The 18,276-nt window shown below is 71.8% G+C and carries 12 protein-coding genes; 9 read left to right on the forward strand and 3 right to left on the reverse strand.

Going from position 1 to position 18,276, the window contains the following annotated elements; genetic code table 11:
* The first annotated feature begins 173 nt into the window (after nucleotides 1–173).
* The 9 genes from Q5762_RS04075 (at nucleotide 174) to Q5762_RS04115 (ending at nucleotide 13,441) form a co-directional block, all read left to right on the forward strand.
* Nucleotides 174–1,217 (forward strand): iron-containing redox enzyme family protein, encoded by a 1,044-nt coding sequence (locus Q5762_RS04075; RefSeq protein WP_315890523.1) that lies wholly within the window; start codon nucleotides 174–176, stop codon nucleotides 1,215–1,217.
* A 35-nt stretch (nucleotides 1,218–1,252) separates the two neighbouring features.
* Nucleotides 1,253–1,939 (forward strand): 2OG-Fe dioxygenase family protein, encoded by a 687-nt coding sequence (locus tag Q5762_RS04080; RefSeq protein ID WP_315890524.1) that lies wholly within the window; start codon nucleotides 1,253–1,255, stop codon nucleotides 1,937–1,939.
* A 74-nt stretch (nucleotides 1,940–2,013) separates the two neighbouring features.
* On the forward strand, nucleotides 2,014–2,925 hold the full coding sequence (dapF, locus tag Q5762_RS04085) for a diaminopimelate epimerase (protein WP_315890525.1): 912 nt from the start codon (nucleotides 2,014–2,016) through the stop codon (nucleotides 2,923–2,925).
* Entirely contained in the window at nucleotides 2,922–4,034 is a 1,113-nt protein-coding gene (locus tag Q5762_RS04090) for a pyridoxal phosphate-dependent aminotransferase (protein WP_315890526.1), read from the forward strand. Before dapF ends, Q5762_RS04090 begins: the two co-directional genes overlap by 4 nt.
* Nucleotides 4,035–4,245: 211 nt before the next feature.
* The gene (locus tag Q5762_RS04095) at nucleotides 4,246–7,419 is read left to right on the forward strand and encodes an amino acid adenylation domain-containing protein (protein ID WP_315890527.1); all 3,174 of its coding nucleotides are present in this window, start codon (nucleotides 4,246–4,248) and stop codon (nucleotides 7,417–7,419) included.
* A complete protein-coding gene (gene glyA, locus Q5762_RS04100; protein ID WP_315890528.1) occupies nucleotides 7,412–8,866 on the forward strand; it encodes a serine hydroxymethyltransferase in 1,455 nt (484 codons plus the stop codon). Before Q5762_RS04095 ends, glyA begins: the two co-directional genes overlap by 8 nt.
* Nucleotides 8,863–11,313, forward strand: coding sequence for an amino acid adenylation domain-containing protein (locus Q5762_RS04105; RefSeq protein ID WP_315890529.1), 2,451 nt, complete (start codon nucleotides 8,863–8,865; stop codon nucleotides 11,311–11,313). Before glyA ends, Q5762_RS04105 begins: the two co-directional genes overlap by 4 nt.
* Nucleotides 11,310–12,125: an alpha/beta fold hydrolase gene (locus tag Q5762_RS04110; RefSeq protein ID WP_315890530.1), complete on the forward strand. Its 816-nt coding sequence runs from the start codon at nucleotides 11,310–11,312 to the stop codon at nucleotides 12,123–12,125. Before Q5762_RS04105 ends, Q5762_RS04110 begins: the two co-directional genes overlap by 4 nt.
* A complete protein-coding gene (locus Q5762_RS04115) occupies nucleotides 12,122–13,441 on the forward strand; it encodes an MFS transporter (RefSeq protein ID WP_315890531.1) in 1,320 nt (439 codons plus the stop codon). The genes Q5762_RS04110 and Q5762_RS04115 overlap by 4 nt, the downstream gene beginning before the upstream one ends.
* On the opposite strand, the gene Q5762_RS04120 is transcribed toward Q5762_RS04115, so the two are convergent.
* The 3 genes from Q5762_RS04120 to Q5762_RS04130 all read right to left on the reverse strand — a co-directional run bounded on the left by Q5762_RS04120 (nucleotide 13,428) and on the right by Q5762_RS04130 (nucleotide 17,592).
* Entirely contained in the window at nucleotides 13,428–15,464 is a 2,037-nt protein-coding gene (locus tag Q5762_RS04120; RefSeq protein WP_399494389.1) for a BTAD domain-containing putative transcriptional regulator, read from the reverse strand. The two genes, Q5762_RS04115 and Q5762_RS04120, sit on opposite strands and share 14 nt — an antisense overlap.
* A 363-nt stretch (nucleotides 15,465–15,827) precedes the next feature.
* On the reverse strand, nucleotides 15,828–16,598 hold the full coding sequence (locus tag Q5762_RS04125; protein WP_315890533.1) for a response regulator transcription factor: 771 nt from the start codon (nucleotides 16,596–16,598) through the stop codon (nucleotides 15,828–15,830).
* 1 nt (nucleotide 16,599) lies between these two features.
* Nucleotides 16,600–17,592 (reverse strand): ATP-binding protein, encoded by a 993-nt coding sequence (locus tag Q5762_RS04130; RefSeq protein WP_315890534.1) that lies wholly within the window; start codon nucleotides 17,590–17,592, stop codon nucleotides 16,600–16,602.
* Between the last annotated feature and the right edge of the window lie 684 nt (nucleotides 17,593–18,276).

Genomic DNA, 18,276 nt, shown 5'->3' on the forward strand with positions numbered 1-18,276 from the left:
GGGCCGGAAAGAGGCGTACAGACCACGTACACAGTCCGTCCAGCGCGCCCCTTGCAGAATGGCAAAGCCCGCCGCCCGAGCGGCCGCCGCGAGGCTGGTTCTCGCCGCGTCGGCGGTGCGCGGACCTCGTCTCGGAAATCTGATTTTCGTCCAGTGAATCCAAGGGGAAACACATGTCAGAAGTCGGCGGCTCCAAGGGTCCGACCGTATCCGGTGACCCGTTCCTGTCCACGGTGGACAGGGTGTGCGCATGGCTCGGTTCCGCGCCTGAGAAGGTGGACGCCCTGTCGGGCGATGAACGGGGCCGCGTCCTGGGCGAGGTGGCCGACATCAACGCCGCCGCTGCCGCGGGAGACAGCGGCGCCCTCTATGCGCAGCAGTACCTGCTCGACCGGATCTACCAGGTCTACACGAAGATCCCCCGGCAGCAGAGCGCCGAAGGATCTGTCGTCGTCTACGAGATAGCCCGGCTCCTGGAGACCGCCACGGCGGCCGCGCAGGACCGGCTGATCGAGCCCGGTCTGCTCGAGGACGCGCCCACGGAGCCCCGGGAGTACCTGTCCTGGCTCAAGAACACGGCGCGCAGCCACCGGGTGTACAAGCACCCGTACTACCACGAGTTCATCCGCAACAACGCCACGGAGGGCGACCTGCGGAACTACGTGATGCAGGAGTCCGTCGTGGACGGCCGCTTCGACGACCTGCTCGCCATGATGCAGGTGGGCACCGCCGGCGCCGCGAAGTTGGAGATCGCCGCCAACTTCTGGGACGAGATGGGCAACGGCAAGCCCGAGGAGGTCCACACCCACCTCTTCAACAAGATCTACGAGGTCTTCGAGATCTCGGAGGACGAGCTCGCCCGCTCGCTCACCGCCACCTCGCTGCTCAACGGCAACCTCGCGGTCATGCTGTGCCGTCAGCGCAACCTGTACGCGGAGGCCGTGGGCTTCCTCGGGATGACCGAGTGGATGGCGCCGGACCGGTTCGTGCAGGTCGTGCACGCCTGGGAGCGCCTGGGGCTGCCCGCCGTGGGGATCACGTACCACAAGCTGCACATCACGATCGACTCCCAGCACGCGCAGGGCTGGTTCCACAACGTGGTGCTGCCCGCCGCCGAATCCGCGGACATGCGGCGTGCGATCGCGCGCGGGATCCTCTGGCGGCTCAACTCCTCTGCCGCCTATCTGGACGAGCGCATGCCCTCCGTCGCCGCCTGACGTCCGACGCCATCCCTTATTCCGGAGGAGAGACCATGCCCCTCGGCAGCGAACGGTTCACCATCATCGACCTGCCGGATGTCTCGGCGGACATCCTGCCCAGCTACGACGACTGCCCGGTCGACGAGTACATGGGCAACGGCACCCGCTTCAAACGGTTCTCGCAGTACCGTCTGCGCCCGCAGGGCGACGACGGGTGGTCGTTCGAGCGGCTCGCGCACCGCGACTACACCACGTACAAGAAGTTCAACTCGGTCGGCGGCGGCATCCGCCGCGTCTACGAGGCGATCAAGGTGGACTTCACGCCGCTGATCGAGCACGGCATCCGCGAGCTCGGGCTCGACCGGTCCGAGGACTGGCAGATCAACGTCCACCAGAACCGGACCAAGGCCGACGGGGGCAAGCCCGGTCCGCTCACTCCGGAGGGCGTGCACCACGACGGGCACGAGTTCGTGATGATCGCGATCCTCAACAAGGTGAACGTCGCCGGCGGCACCACCCGGCTGTGGAATCCGGGGGCGGACGAGCCCTTCTGGTCGGGCACGCTGGAGCCCGGACAGGCCGTCCTGCTCGACGACCGGGAGCTGGCCCACGACGTCACCGACGTCCTCTCCGCCGACGGCGGCCCGGGCCACCGGGACATCGTCATCATCGCGTTCTCCCGGTGGGCGGAGAAGTGGTACGGCGAAGAGCACGACGCGGCCGCGCTGGCCGACAAGTGAGCCCGGGCGCCGCCCCGGGGCGGGGCATCACGCCCCGGGGCGGCGCCGCGCCCAGCAGCCAAGGGAGATCATCCGTGATCGACTTCTACAAATACCAGGCAGCAGGCAACGACTACTTGGTGATCGACCCCCGCCACACCGACTTCCCCGTGACCCGTGAGGCGATCCGGCTGATCTGCGACCGGCACCGGGGCATCGGGGCGGACGGTGTCCTGCACGGACCGCTGGAGCCGCCGCGACCCGGCGTCCCGGTCGCACTCGACCTGTACAACTCCGACGGTTCCGACTGCGGCAGGAGCGGCAACGGACTGCGGATGTTCGCGCTCCACCTCGCCGGGCAGGAGCCCGGCGCCTGGGCCGACGGCCGGGAGTTCACGATCCGGACGGCCGCGGGCGACTCCTCGGTACGGGTCCTGGACGCCGCCGAGGGCCGCGTGGAGGTCGGCATGGGGCGCCCCGGCTTCGACGCCGCCGATATGCCGCTGCTCCAGGAGGACGGGACGACCCCGTACGAGGGCCGGACGGTGGGCATACCGCTGACGGTGGACGGCGAGAAGCTGACCGTCAGCTGTGTGTACAACGGCAACCCGCACACCGTCGTGCCGGTGGACGAGCCGTCCGAGGAGCTGGCGCGCCGGCTCGGCCCCGGGATCGCCGGGCACCCCCGGTTCCCGGACCGCACCAACGTGCAGTTCATGCGCATGGTGGACCGCGCCGTGATGGAGCTTGAGGTCTACGAACGGGGCGCCGGTTACGTGACGGCGTCCGGCGCCAGCGCCTGCGCCGCGGTGTCGGCGGCCCGGGAACTCGGGCTGTGCGACGCCGGGGTGGAGGTCAGGATGCCCGGCGGCGCCGTGCGGATCGCCGTCGCCGAGGACGGCCGGGTCACCATGACCGGCGACGCCGAGCAGGTGGCCGCGGGCTCCTTCGCGCCCGCGCTGCGGGCCCGGCTCGACCGGCTCGCGCCGGCGGGGACCGTACGGTGAGCGTCTCCTCGCCGCGCTCGCGCGACTACCCCATCCAGCGCTGGGTGTTCGAGGACGCCGCCGGGCGCTTCGACATCGACCTGGGCGACAGCAACATGCTCCCCGGCCGCCTCGACGCCCTCTCGGTGCCGCCGGATCTCGAACTGGACTACGGACACGACCGGGGCCTCGGCGAACTCCGCCGGGCGGTGGCCGGCCTGTACGGGGACGGCGGCTCGGCCGACTCGGTCCTGATCACCCAGGGCGCCCAGCAGGCCCTGTACCTCGTCTACGCGGCGCTGCTGACGCCCGGGTCCCGGGTGATCGCCTTCCGCCCTGGCTGGCAGCAGTCCTGGGACGTACCCCCCGAGCTGGGATCCACGGTCGACCTCGTGGGATTCCGCCCGGATCTCAGCTTCGACGTCGAGGCCGCCGAGGCGGTGGCGGGGCCGGACGTGCGACTGATCGTCGCCAACAGCCCGTGCAACCCCACCGGTCGGCGCATCGCGGAGAAGGACCTGCTGGCACTGGTCGAGCTCGCCGAGCGCACGGACGCCCATCTGCTCCTCGACGAGGAGTACGCGCTCGACCTCTCGCGCTCCGCCGCCGTCGGCTCCGACCGGGTGATCTCGGTGTCCAGTCTGTCGAAGGTGTACGGCTTCCCCGGGCTGCGGGTCGGCTGGCTCTACGGTCCACCGGACGTCGTGGAGCGCTGCGCCCGGCGCAAGTTCCTGTCCACCATCTCCAACTCGGTGCTGTGCGAGACGCTGGCCTGCGACGTCCTGGCGCACCGTACGGACCATCTGCGCTCCTACCACGAGCTCACCCGCCAGGGCCTCGCCCTCGTCCGGGACTTCGCCCGGCGCAACGCGGACGCGGTGACCCTCGTGGAACCGGAGGACACCCCGTTCGCCTGGCTCTGGCTCACCACCGGTGAGGAGCCACTGACGATGTGCCGCAGAGCGCTCGATCTGGGCGTGCTGCTGATGCCCGGCGAGACGCTCGGAGCCAGTGACGGTTTCCGGATCTGCTTCGCGCGCTCCCCCGAGGCCGTGACGGAAGGGCTCAGCCGCGTGGAGCGGGTGCTCAGACCGTCCGCTCCCCCGGCCGGCTCCACCGCGGCCCGCTGACCCGCCGGGGCCCCGGTCCCCCACCACAGGGGGCCGCCGCCCCGGCCCGTCAGGAACCCCCCTGCTTTCCCCTTCTCCGCCTCCCAGGGCGATGCGCCGCGCGCTGCCCCGCCCCGCCCTGCCCCGGCGTGCTCCACCCTCCCCGCACCACCCTGCCCTGCTTCGCCATGCCCTGCCCCACCCAGCCTTGCCCGAACGGAGTCCTGTGACGATGAGCATCCACACCGCCGAGTCCCGTATCCAACTGTCCTTCGGTCAGGAGCAGTTGTGGTTCCTGGACCAGATGAGCCCCGGTGAGACCACCTACAACGTCCCGATGGCCTACCGGCTGCGCGGTGCGCTCGACACGGCCGCCCTGGAGGGCGCGCTCAACCTGCTGGTGCGGCGCCACGAGCAGCTGCGGGTGACCTTCCACGCGGCGGACGGCGTCCCGTACCAGGTCGTCTCGCCGGCCGAGGACCGGCCGCTGCCGGTCCGGGACCTTTCCGGCCTGAGCCCCGAGGAGGCCGAGGAGACGCTGCGCCAGGAGCTGCAGGCCGAGGCGGACACTCCGTTCGACCTGGCGGCCGGGCCGATCTCCCGCTTCCAGCTGTTCCGGCTCGCCGCCGACCACCACGTGCTCGGCCTGAGCTTCCACCACATCGTCACCGACGGCTGGTCCGGCGGCGTGGTCAGCCGTGAGATCGCCCAGGCCTACGCGGACCTCAGCGCCGGCCGGGAGCCCTCGCTGCCGGAGCTGTCCATCGGCTACGGCGACCACATCCAGCGGCAGCGCAAGCAGCGGGCCGACGGTGTGTGGGAGGAGGAGCTGAAGTTCTGGGAGGAGCGCCTGGCCGGTCTGGAGGCGCTCGAACTGCCCGCCGACCGGATCCGGCCGGCCGAGCCCACCCAGAACGGCGAGACCTTCGTGGTCGAGTTCCCGTCCGAACTGCTCGCCAAGGCCCGCACGTTGGCGCACGAGCAGGGCGCGTCCCTCTACATGGTGGTCGCGGCGGCCATGAACGTCGTCCTGAGCCGATACAGCGGGCAGGACGACATCGCCCTCGGGGTGCCCATGCTGGGCCGTACCGACCCCGAACTCGAAGACGTGGTCGGCCTGTTCATCAACATGACGGTGCTCCGCTGCGACCTGTCCGGTGAGGTCACATTCACCGAGCTCCTGGAGCGCATCGCCGACGCCAACCTCGACATGTACGACAACCAGGACGTGCCGTTCGACCACGTCGTGGACCGGGTGCAGACGACCCGGGACGCGGGCCGCAACCCGCTGTTCCAGATCGCCTGCCAGCTCCTCGGCGAGACGAGCACGGGCGACAGCCTGCAGCTGACGGGCCTGACGTCCGAGTCGATCACCGTCGCGACCTCCCGCTCGCGGTTCGACCTCTCCTTCAGCTTCATCGAGGGCCCCGAACGGCTGCGTCTGATCGTCGAGTTCGCCACCGACCTGTACGACCGCTGGCGCGTCGAGGCCATGATGAAGCACTTCTCGACCGTGCTCGGCGCGGCCGCGGACGCCCCCGAGACCCCGGTCTCCGAGCTGCCGCTGCTCTCCGAGGAGGAGCGCCGCGAGCTGCTCGACGTGGGCCGCGGCGCCGACTTCGAGTACACGACGGAGCCGGTGCACGCGACGATCGCGCGGATCGCCGAGGAGAACCCGGAGCTGGTCGCGGCGGTCTGCCGCGGGGTGGAGATGACGTACGGCGAGCTGATGCGGCGGGCCGGCAAGCTCGCCCGGTACATCCGCTCCCGGGGCGTGCGGCAGGAGGAGGTCGTGGCCATCGCGATGGACCGCGACCTGGACGCCCTGGTGGCGATCCTGGGTGTGATGGTGTCCGGCGCGGCCTACACGATCATCGACCCCTCGCACCCCAACGCCCGCCTGGACCACATGCTGCGCGACACCAAGAGCCCGCTGGTCATCACGCGCGCCGCGTCGGTCGGCGACCTGCCGGACTCCTGCGGCTGGGAGAGCGTCCGCATCGACGCCGACTGGGCGGAGATCGAGGCGCAGCCGGACGGCGAGCCGCTGGAGGAGTGGGCCGAGCCCACCTCCCTGGTCTACGTCCTCTACACCTCGGGCTCGACCGGGCGTCCGAAGGGCGTGATGATCGAGCAGCGCGGTCTGCGGATGTTCATCGAGGCGTACCGGCGCACGTTCGGCGAGTGGACCACCGAGGACCGGCTGCTGCAGCTGCCGGCGCTGACCTTCGACATGTCCCAGGGCGAGATTTTCGCCGGTCTGATCAGCGGTTCGGCCATGATCCTGGTGGCCCCGGAGGACGCCTCGTCCCCGGAGTCCCTGGGCGGTCTGATCCGCGACCAGCGGGTGACGTACGCGGGACTGTCCCCGGCGATCCTCTCCGTGGTCGAGGCGGGGCCGTACCCGGACCTGAAGTACATCATGGGCGGCGCCGAGGCCCTGCCGGCCGAGCTGGTCAACAAGTGGAACCTGCCGGGCCGCAAGTTCGTGAACCTGTACGGCCCCACGGAGGCGTCGGTGGCGACCACCGAGTACCTCTGCGAGCACAAGGAGTGGCAGTCCTCGCCGCCCATCGGCCGCCCCGAGTTCAGCCGGCTGCACTACGTGGTGGACAAGGAGTTCAACCTGGTGCCGGTCGGCGTCCCGGGCGAGCTGCTGATCGGCGGTGACGAGGGCCTCGCCCGCGGCTACCTCAACCTGCCGGAGATGACGGACGAGAAGTTCGTGCCCGACCCGTTCCTGGGCGAGGGCCGCGTCTACCGCACCGGAGACCTGGTGCGCTGGACCCGCGATCTGCAGATCGACTTCATCGGCCGGCTCGACAACCAGGTGAAGCTTCGCGGACTGCGGATCGAGCTCGGTGAGATCGAGTCGGGTCTGCTCACCCACCCGAAGGTCCGGATGGCGCTGGTCCTGCTGCGCGAGGACTACGGGGAGAAGCAGCTCGTCGCGTACTACACGGTCCTGGGCGACACCCCGCCGACGGTGGCCGAGCTCCGGGAGCACCTGGGCCGCACGATGCCCGAGTACATGGTGCCGACGGGCTGGGTGGAACTGACGGAGTTCCCGCTGACCCCGGCCCGCAAGATCGACCGGGCCAAGCTCCCGGCCCCGGCGTCCGGTTCGGGCGACGCGACGGCGAGCTTCGTGGCCCCGGTGACGGCGACGGAGGAGAAGGTGGCCGAGGTGTTCGGTACCGTCCTGTCCATGCCGCAGGTCAGCGCCGACGGCAACTTCTTCGAGCTGGGGGGCAATTCCTTGCAGGCGATGCGGGTCGTGAGCCGGCTCAACAAGCACTTCGGCGTCAAGGTCAACGTCCGCATGCTGTACGGCGGTGCCTCGGTCGCCACGGTCGCCGCCGCCATCGACTCGCTGGTGGAGTCCAAGGCGGGTTCACGTGGATGAGGCCTTAGGGGCGGAGCTCCCGTCCCCGCACACCCCGGGGACGGGAGCTCGCCCGGGGTCCGCGCAGAGCAGGCTGCTGCGCGCGGGCGCCGCACTGCTCGACCGCACCGATCCCGAACTGGCCCTGCTCCTCGACCGCGAGGTGGAGGAGCAGGCCATGACCCTGGCCATGGTGGCGTCCGCGAGCGTGGCCGGCCCGGCCGTCCTGGCCGCGGGCGGCGCCGCGCTGTCGAACGTGACGGCGGAGGGCTATCCGGGAGCCCGCTACCACCCCGGGGCGGCGCGGTTCGACGGTGTGGAGCGGCTGGCCGTCGCTCGGGCCCGGCAGGCCTTCGGCGCGCAGTACGCCAATGTGCAGCCGCACTCCTGCTCCTCGGCCAACCAGGCCGTCCTGGCGGCGCTGCTGCCGCCGGGCGGCGCCCTGCTCGCCCTGGACCTGGACTCGGGCGGGCACCTGACGCACGGCTCGGCCGCCTCGGTGACCGGGCACCACTACCGGGCCGTCCACCACGGCCTGGACTACAAGGGATTCATCGACTACGACCAGGTGTCCGAACTGGCCCTGGTCCACCGCCCCCAGGTGCTCATCGCGGGAGCCAGCGCCTATCCACGGGCCCTGGACTTCGCCCGGTTCCGGGCGATCGCGGACTCCGTCGGGGCGTACCTGGTGGCCGACATCTCGCACATCGCGGGTCTGGTGGCGGCCGGGGAGCACTCCAGCCCCATCGACCTGGCGCACGTCACCACCACCAGCACCTACAAGCAGCTGGGCGGGCCGCGCGGCGGGCTGATCCTGATCGGCGCGGAGCACCGGACGCCCGGTCCCGACAGCCGCCGTACGCCGCTCGCCCGGCTGATGCAGCGCGCGGTCTTCCCGCAGACCCAGGGAACGCCGAGTCCGGCGTCGATCGCCGCCAAGGCGCACGCGCTGAAGCTGGTCACGGAGCCGGGGTTCCGGGAGACCATGCGGCTGGTCCGGGACGACGCGGCGGCGCTCGCGGACGCCCTGGACGAGTTCGGCTACCGGGTCCTGACCGGTGGCACCGAGAACCACATGGTGCTCCTCGACATCTTCGACCGGGGCTTCACCGGGGTGGTCGCCGAACGCGCCCTGGAGGCGTGCGGCATCCTCACCAACCGCAACCGCATCCCCAAGGACACCAAGGCCCCGCTGGTCGCCAGCGGGCTGCGGCTCGGCACGAACGTGCTGGCGCAGCGGGGCATGGGGCCCGACGAGATGCGGGTCTGCGCGGGGCTGTTCCGCGAGGTGCTGAACGCCACGACGGTGCTCGGCGACACCGAGTTCCGTACCGACCCCGTGGTGCGTGACCGGGTCGCGGCCGCGGTGGCCGCCCTGTGCCGCGCCCACCCCCTGCCCTTCGGCGCCGGCCCCACCCCCGCCGCCTCCGCCGGAACCCCCGACCGCGAGACAGGAGTGAGGTCTTGAGCGCGAACAGCGACCCCGTACCGACTCCCCCGCTGTCGCCCGGAGCGGCGCCGCCGGCGCTGCTGCCGGCCGACCGGCCGCGCATGCCCGGAGCCACTCCGGACCGCACCGCCTCCGCCCGGGTGCGGCTCGGTCCCTCGGCCCGTACGGCCCCGGAGGACGTACTCCTGGCCGGATTCACCGCGCTCGTCCACCGCTGGAGCGGACAGTCCGAATTCGGCTTCGTCGCCCGAACACCCCGTGCCGGCACGCCCTTTGGCGGCACGGCCTTCCGGATGAGCCGGACCGTCTCCGGAACGGAGACCCTGACCGCCCTCGCGGCCGGCGAACCCGACGACCGGCGGGAGCCGCTCGGGCCCTCCGCCCGGCAGGACGAGTTCGAGCTGCTCCTCCACCCGCCCGGCGCGGCCGACGACGGCCCGCCCGGTGTGGAACTCCGGTACGCCCCCGAGCTGTTCGACCACGACACCGTGGGCCGGATCCTCGCCTCCTACGTGACGCTCCTGGAGGACGGGCTCGCCCACCCCGACCGGCCGGTGTCCCGGCTGCGCCTGCTCCCCGACGACGCCCTGCGCCGGATGCTCGTCGAGTGGAACGACACGGCCACGGATCTGCCGTACGAGACATGCCTGCACACCGCGTTCGAGGACCGCGCCACCGCCTCGCCCGGTGCCTACGCGCTGGTCGGCGCCGACCGGACCTGGACGTACCGGGAGGTCAACGAGGCGGCGAACCGGCTCGCCCACCGTCTGCGGGAGCTCGGCGTGGGCCCCGACCGGCGGGTCGGCATCTGCCTGGAGCGGTCCGCCGAGCTGCTGATCACCGTGCTGGGCGTGCTCAAGGCGGGCGGCGCGTACGTGCCGCTCGACCCCGACTACCCGCGGCAGCGCCTCGCCACGATGGTGGCCGGCACCGCGTGCACGGTGGTCGTCAGCCGGAGCGGCCCGGCCGACAGCCTCCCGCCGGCGGACGACGGTGACGGACCGGGTACGCCCGCGCTCCTCCTCGACCGCGACGCGGCGCTCCTCGCCGGGTACGGCACGGACAACCCCGAGGGCGGCGCGACGCCCGACGACCTCGCGTACATCATCCACACCTCGGGCTCCACCGGCGCCCCCAAGCCGATCGCGCTGCGCCACCGCGGGGTGATGAACAACATCGCGGACCTCAACTCCCGCTTCGGCGTGGGCCCGGGCGACCGAGTCCTCGCACTTTCCTCGCCCAGCTTCGACATGTCCGTGTACGAGTTCCTCGGGCTGACGACCGCGGGTGGCACGGTGATCCTGACCGAGCCGGAACGCGCCAAGGACCCGGAGCACTGGGCCGACCTGCTCGCCACCCACCGCGTCACCGTCTGGAACTCGGCGCCCGCACTCCTGGACATGGTCGTCGACCACCTCGAAGTGACCGGCGCGGAGCCGCTCGGCGATCTGCGGCTGGCCCTGCTCGGCGGCGACTGGATCCCCGTCTCGCTGCCGGACCGGGCCCGGGCGGTGGCCCCCGCGCTGCGCTTCGTCGCGCTCGGCGGGGCGACCGAGTCCTCGATCCACTCCACGATCCACGAGGTGACGAAGACCGACCCTCGGTGGACGAGCATCCCGTACGGGCGCCCCATGGCCAACCAGCGCACGTACATCCTCGACGAGGCGCTCCAGCCGGTGCCGCCGGGGGTTCCCGGCGAGCTGCACCTGGCGGGCACCGGGCTCGCCCGGGAGTACCTCGGACGGCCGGAGCAGACGGCGGAACGGTTCTTCACCTGGTCCTGCGGCGAGGTGTCGGACGAGCGGCTCTACCGGACGGGCGATGTGGCCCGCTACGGCCCGGACGGTCTGATCGAGCTGCTGGGCCGGGCGGACTTCCAGGTCAAGCTGCACGGTCTGCGGATCGAGCTCGGCGAGATCGAGGCCGTGCTGCGGGCCCACGACACCGTCCGGGAGGCGGTCGTCGCCGCGCACCCCGACGGCGCGGGCGACCGGCGGCTGGTCGCCTACCTCGTCCCCGAGGCGGGCCGGACCGTGGAACCCGCGGCGGTCGGTGAGCACGCCGCCCGGTCCCTGCCCGGGTTCATGGTGCCCGGCACGGTACTCGTCCTGGACGACCTGCCCCTGACGCCCAACGGCAAGGTGGACCGGAAGGCCCTGCCGGCGCCGCCCGAGAGCCTCGGCGAGCCCGACGCGGCCTGGACCGCCCCGGCCACGGAGACCGAGCGGACGGTGGCCGGGGTCTTCACAGCCGTGCTCGGCACCACCATGATCGGCACGGACAGCGGCTTCTTCGCGGTCGGCGGCAACTCGCTGCAGGCCATGCGCGCCGTCACCCGGCTCAACAAGCACTTCGGGATCCGGGTGAACGTCCGTCTGCTGTACGGCGGGAGCACCGTCAGCGGCATCGCCGCGGCCATCGACGAGCGCCTCGCCCGCACCTCGAAAGGAACATCCGCACCGTGACAGCATCCTCCGTCGGCAGTCTCGTCCCGCTCCGGGCCGAGGGCGACCTGACCCCCCTCCACTGCGTCCATCCGGTCTCCGGATCGCCCTACTGCTATTCGGCGATGGCCCACCAACTCTCCACCGGGAACCCGGTGTTCGGATTCGAGTCCCCCGGCTTCGACGGGATGTCCGAGCCCGCCGCGTCGATCACGGAGCTGGCCGAGCTGCACACGGCCGCGCTCCGGGCGGCCCGCCCGCACGGCCCTTACCAGCTGCTCGGCTGGTCGCTCGGCGGCGTCGTCGCCTACGAGATGGCCCGGCTCCTCGCCGCCGAGGGCGAGGAGGTACCGCTGCTCGTCATCGTCGACGCGGCGCTGCCCGGGACGCAGGCGGTGCCGCCCGACGACCAGATGGCCCGCTTCTTCCTGTACGACTTCCTCGGCGTGACCCCGGACCGGGCGCCGGGCATCGACAAGGCGCTCGCGGGCCTGGCGCCCGGGGCGCAACCGGCCGACATCTTCGCGGCGGTGGAGCGCGACGGCGTCGTACCCGAGGAGTTCGACGCGGAGTTCCTGGCGGAGCGCTTCGCCCTCTTCTCCGCCCACGTCCGGGCCCTGGGCCGGCACCACCTCGACGCGGTCCACCCCGGGCCCGCGATCCTGATCAAAGCCGCGGAGTCGGTGGAACGGCTCCTCGACTGGAGTCCGTACGTCGGCCGGCTCACCGTGCACACCGCGCCGGGCGACCATCACTCCGTGTGGCAGGGCCCGGGTCTCGACGCGATCAGCGGCATCGTCGACCGAGCCCTACGAGAGGCGAATCAAGCATGACGGAGCACGGCACGTCCACCGCCTCGGCCTCCCCGGCCGAGGCGGAGGCCCCACCTCGGTCGCTCTGGCGCGACCGGGACTTCATGGTGTTCTGGGCGGGCGAGGCGCTCTCCCTCTACGGCACCCAGATCACCCATCTCGCGCTCCCGCTGACCGCCGTCCTGGTCTTCGAGGTGGGGGCCGGGGAGCTGGGCATGCTGCGCTTCGCACAGCTGGTTCCCTTCCTCGGGCTCGCCCTGCTCTTCGGGGTGTGGGTGGACCGCAGACGCAAGCGGCCGGTGATGCTGGGCGCCAACCTGGTGCGGATGGTCCTGATAGGCCTGGTCCCCGTCCTCTACGAGCTGGACCTGCTCACGCTCCCGGTGCTGTACGCGCTGGCGCTCGGGGTCGGGGTGGCGACGGTCCTCTTCGACGTCAGCTGGATGTCGTACGTCCCCGTCCTCGTGAAGGACCGGCGCAGCCTGCTGGAGGCCAACACCAAGCTCAACGCCACCCTGTCGTCGGCGGACATCGCCGGACCGGGTCTGGCGGGCACGCTGGTGAGCGCGTTCTCTGCCCCGTTCGCGATGACCGCCAACGCCTTCTCGTACGCCCTGTCGGTGGTCTCGCTGCTCCTCATCAGGAAGCCCGAGCCCGCCCCGGAGGCGCCCAAGGAGAAGCGGCAGCTGAAGGCCGAGCTCTCGGAGGGCCTGCGCTGGGTCTTCGGCAACCGCTGGCTGCGGGCGATGGGCCTGGTCGGCTGCTCCTGCAACTTCCTCCTCACCATGGTGCAGTCGCTGTTCCTGCTGTACGCCGTGCGCGACCAGGAGCTGTCCGCCGCGGCGGTCGGGTTCGTCATGGGCGCGGCCGCGGTGGGCGGTCTGCTGGGCGCGCTGGTGTCGGGCGCGGTGGTACGCCGGCTCTCGGTGGGCACCACCTACCGGCTGTCGGTCTCGATCATCTTCCTCGGGCCGCTGCTCATCCCGGCGGCGGGCGGTCCGCGCTGGCTGCTGATCGGCTTCTTCGTGGCCTCCTTCTTCATGGAGTACTTCGGCGCCAGCGTGTCGAACGTGCTCATCGTGAGCCTGCGTCAGACCGTCACGCCGCAGCACCTGATGGGCCGGATGACGGCCGCGATGCGGATGCTGCTGTACGGCGGCGGGGCGCTCGGCGGGCCCGTCGGCGGTCTGCTGGCGGCGCTGGCGGGGCTGCACGGGGCGCTGTGGATCGCGGGCCTGTTGTCGGCCGCGATGCTGGTCCCGATCTTCCTGTCCCCGGTCGGCCGGCTGCGCGAGATGCCGACCGGGCCCGAGGACGCCTCCCTCACCGCGCGGTGAGGTCCGTCCGCCGCGGGCTGTCGTCCCACTTCCGGAAGGCGGCCCGGCGGAGGACGGCGGCGCGCCGCAGCACGACCGCGTAGGCCTCCCCCGTGTCCTTGGCCGGCGGCGGCTCGGGGGCGGCGTCCGGGGGCATCACGTCGGCGGTGGTCCGGTCCGCGGTGGGCCGGGAGGCGGGCGTCACGTCCGGCTGCGGATCGTTCAGCTGTGGCTCGTCCGGCTGTGGCTCGTCCGGCTGTGTCCTGCCCAGGCGGGCGAGTGCGGCGCGGCGGCTGAGCATCGGCTCGCGCTCGGCGCACTCCGCCGCGTAGATCCCCAGGAGGTCGTGCAGCCGGTACCGAGGCCCGTGCTCCTCCAGGAAGTGGTGGGCGACCAGCACGTCGAGGAGCCGGCCTGCGGTGGCCCGGTCCGTGTCCGCGAGCGCCGCGGCGAGGGGGACGGTGATCGGCGCGTCCTTGCACAGGCCCAGGAAGCGGAACATCCGCGCCGCTTCCGGGGACAGCGCCTGGTACGAGGTCTCGAACGCGTCCCGGACGCTGGCCAGGGCGTCGTCGCCCACGGTGAGCCGGTCGAGCCGGCCGCTCTCCGTCGTGTACTGCTCCACCAGCGTCTGCAGCGGGACCTCTGGGTTGGCGAGGAGCCCCTCGGCGGTGATGCGCAGTGCCAGCGGCAGCCCGGCGCAGAGGGCCGCCAGCCGGCGGGCGGCCTCCGGGTGGCCCACGAGCCGCCCTTCGGAGAGCGTCGTGAGCAGCTGGGCCGCCTGCTCGACGGCCAGCGGGCGCACGGTGACCGTGCGCGCTCCGTCGCGGGCGGCGAGTCCGGCGAACCGCTGCCGGCTCGTGGCCACCACGCAGGACGCGCCGCGCGGGATCAGGGGTCGCAACTGGTCCACGCTCAGGGCGTCGTCCAGGACCACCAGCATCCTCTTGCCGTAGAGCATGCTCCGGAAGAGGGTGGACCGGCCGGCCAGGTCGCGCGGGATCCGGGGGGTGTCGGCGCCGAGGCTGGTGAGGAGCTGCAGCAGCGCGTCCGAGGCGCTGAGCGGTCGGCCGCGCAGTCCGTTGCCGCAGAGGTCCACGTAGAGCTGACCGTCGGGGAAGCGGTGCGCGAGCCGGTGACCCAGTGCGAGGACGAGCGCGGACTTGCCGACTCCGGCTGGTCCGTCGACGACGATCACCGGGGTGCTCGGCTGGGCCGACTCGTCGTCGAGGAGACCTTCGAGGTGCGCGAGTTCGAGGTCCCGGCCGGTGAATCCGCGTACCACGGGCGGGAGTTGCGCCGGTACGGGAACGGCAGCGGCTGCCATCCCCTGCCGGGCGCCGGGGGCCGAGCTTCCGCCCGGGAGGCGTAACTCCCGTTGCCCGGCGAGGATCCGCCGGTGCAGGTCCTGCAGTTCGGCCCCGGGTTCGATGCCCAGCTCGCGGCGGAGCAGCTGGCGGGTCTCGGTGTAGACGGCGAGGGCGTGCGCCTGGCGGCCGGCGTGGTAGAGCGCCAGCATCAGCAGCCAGCGGACCTTCTCGCGCAGCGGCTCCTCGACCGCGGCCCGCGAGAGCGCGTCGACCGCCTCGGCGTACCCGCCGGTCGTCAGGAGGACGGAGGCCCACTCCTCGACCGCGGTCAGCCGCAGGTCCCGCAGACGTACGCCTTCGGTGGCGGCGAAGGGCCCCGGCACCCCGGCGTACGCCTCGCCCCGCCAGAGCGCGAGGGCGTCCTCGTAGAGCCGTAACGTCGTCGCCGCGCTGCCGCCCTCGCGGGACCTGCGGGCGTGGCTGTGCCGTTCGACGAAGAGGGTGGCGTCGACGTCGGCCGGGTCGAGCCGGAGGCAGTAGCCGCCGGGTTCGGAGGAGAGCACCGTACTGGCGGCCCTGCTGCCGCGCCCCGGCTCCAGGGCCCGGCGCAGCCGGGCGACATAGGTGTGGACGCCGTTGGCGGCCGTCTGCGGGGTGTCGCTGCCCCAGAGGGCGCTGGTGATGGTCTCGCCGCTCACGACCTCGCCCGCGCGGCTGGCGAGCAAGCTCAGCACGGCCCGTTGTTTGGGCGAGCCGAGCGCGACCTCCTCACCGTGTCGCCAGGCCCGTATCGGTCCCAGGAGCTGGATGCGAAGAGATTCCCCCGTGCAGGTCATGATCCCGTTCACCCCTCAGGGTCGCGTGCTGTTCATGCCGGTCCCCGGTGGTGGCCGTTCGGGCCCCGGGCTCCGCGACGGCGACGAGTTGCGCCGCGTGTCGCGCGTTCATGAAGAGCCGGTGTGTCCGCCTGCGGCGGGCCGGCGCGGGCGGAAGGCGCGCCCGGGGGCTCAGGGCATGCCCGGCCTGTGGGGGTGGTGGGGGGTAGCTGGTGGCATGGCCGCGAATCTAATCCCGTCACCAGGGCGACACCAGACCCTTCAGGGAGCATCGGGCGTACTCCGAAAGGCGTATGCGTGCCGCCTTGCGGAGGGCCGCTTCGCCACGAGCTGCTGCTCAGAGGGTTGCTTGCCCTTCCCGGCCGGGTCGATCAGGCGCGCCTCCACGGCCTTGTTGACGGCTCCGATGCGCGAGGCGGCGCCGAGCTTCTCGAAGATGTTGCGCAGGTGCCGCTTCACCGTCGCCTCGGTGATACCCAGTTCGTTGGCGATCTGACGGTTGCTCAGCGCGCTCGCGACATGGGTGAGCACTTCACGTTCGCGCGGCGAGAGCGAGTTGCCGGCTCCGCCCTGGAGGGCGGTCCCGGGGGTCGCGCTGCACGGCAGGGCGATCATGAGCTGCGGGTCGCGCGCCATGACGCCCCGGATGGCGGAGAGCAGCGAGGCGCGTGGGGCGCTCTTGTGCAGATAGCCGTGGGCCCCGCGGGCGAGCAACTCCTGGACGAGCGGCGGATGGTCGTGCATGGACAGCATCAGCACCCGCAGCAGCGGGAAGCGGGCGGTCAACTCGCCGACCACGGTGGGCGCGTGGTGGTCGGGCATCTCCACGTCGAGCAGGACGACGTCCGCCGCGGTGCTCGCCACCAGGTCGCCGAGGCCCACAGAGGTGTCCGACTCGGCGACGACCCGCAGGTCGTCCTCCGCGTTGAGGAGCTGGCACAGGGCGTCGCGCAGCATGGAGTGGTCGTCGACGGCGACGATCCTGATCGGCTCGCCGGTCCGGGCATGCCTGAGGTCATCGGGACTCCACATGTCACTCCTCCCCGATCGGCACCGAGAACGCGAGGGTCGTGCCGTGTCCGGGGGCGCTCCGGATCTCCATACGGCCGCCGAGGAGGCGGATCCGTTCGGCCACGGAGGCGAGGCCGTTGCCGAACTCCTGGTCCGGCGGGAGCCCGACCCCGTCGTCGCTCACGGACGCCCGTACGCGACGTCCGTCACCATGGGCCTGGGTGTCGCCCGGGGTGTCGCCCCGTACGTCGACGGTCACCCGGGAGGCCCGGGCGTGGGCCAGGGCGTTGCGCAGGCCTTCGCGCAGGACGAGGAAGAGGTGTTCACCGACGGCGTCCGGCAGGGGCTCGTCGACGTCCTCGACCCGGATCTCCACCACGGGACGGTCGATCGCCATGGCGGTGACGAAGGCGGACAGGGCCACCCCGAGGGCGCCGGCGGAGTGCGCGCCCGCGCGGAGTTCGGTCACGATGTCCCGGGTGCTCTGCATCGTCTCCAGGATCGCCTGCTTCAGGGCGTCCAGCCTCGGGTTCGTCGACGACGAGACGTTCTGGGTCAGTTCGTAGAGTTCCAGCTGGCGCAGGGCCAGGCCGGCCGCGCTGCCGACGCGGTCGTGGATCTCCCTCGCCATCGCGTCACGGCTCGCCCGGGTGGAGTCCCGTACGACGTCGAGCAGGTGCAGGTCGTAGCCGTCCGCCGCCTCCTCCAGGGAGCGGGTGACCGCCGATTGCACCCGCGCCAGCAGCCTCGTCCGGGCGGGGTCGTCGTACGAAACGGGGGTGCGGGACCGCTCCAGGAACTCGGCGACGAGCTGAACCAGCACGGCCCCGGCGCGTACGGCGTGGACCGGCACCGCGCCCTGGGCGATCCGGGCCGCCGCGGCGGTTCTCGTGGATCTGTCGGGCGGCGCCCCCTCGCCGTCCCCAGGCCCCCCGGCCTCCTTGGGCTCCCCGGCCTCCTCCGCCTCCTTGGGCTCCTCGCGCTCCCTGGCCTCCCCCGCCGCGGGCTCCGGCACGTCCCGGCATTCCGTCAGGATTCTCCGCGCCTGGTCACGACAGGCTTTCCAGGATTCCGTATGGGTTCCCAGCGGATTCCGTTGATCGATGAGCCTGCTCCGATAAGCGTCGAGTAACTCCGGCTCCCAGGCGATGAATTCCGCAACCAAACCCTCGTCCTCGACACACGGGGTCCACCCTGACATTCCCCGCGCCGACATGTCGGACACGCCTCCCCCACCCCCTTTACCCACCCCCCGCCACCGGCTCCCTCATCACCGAGACGGCGCAAAACGGCGAGAAATACCGGAGATCGTCATGATCATGCCGTACGAGCTAAAGGACGTCAAGGGCTCCGCACACTGGAATCCATGCCCTCCAGCCCCTTTGACCGGTGACGCAAATCCGCCGAAAGAACTCGGACAGCCACGAACATCCGGTATATCGGGTTCCGGCCGACACCAAGGGGGGCCGAACGCGGGCCGAGTGGCAGCCGAACGCCCGCGGAACACCATGGCCCAGGACGGCATGACCGAAACGGAAGATGTCCCACCGGGTCACGAACGGGCCGGTCCATTGATTTACGGCTGAACGGCCTTTTCCGGCCGAGCCGGACGGCCGTGAGCGCCGCGGCGAGCGCCACGCCGGAACTCCTGTATAGAGAGACCGGTAGGCGCGGTCCACCTCGAACTTCTCCTTTGAGC

Origin of the sequence: Streptomyces sp. P9(2023) (genome assembly GCF_032436795.1) — a bacterium.
Taxonomy (GTDB): Bacteria; Actinomycetota; Actinomycetes; order Streptomycetales; family Streptomycetaceae; genus Streptomyces.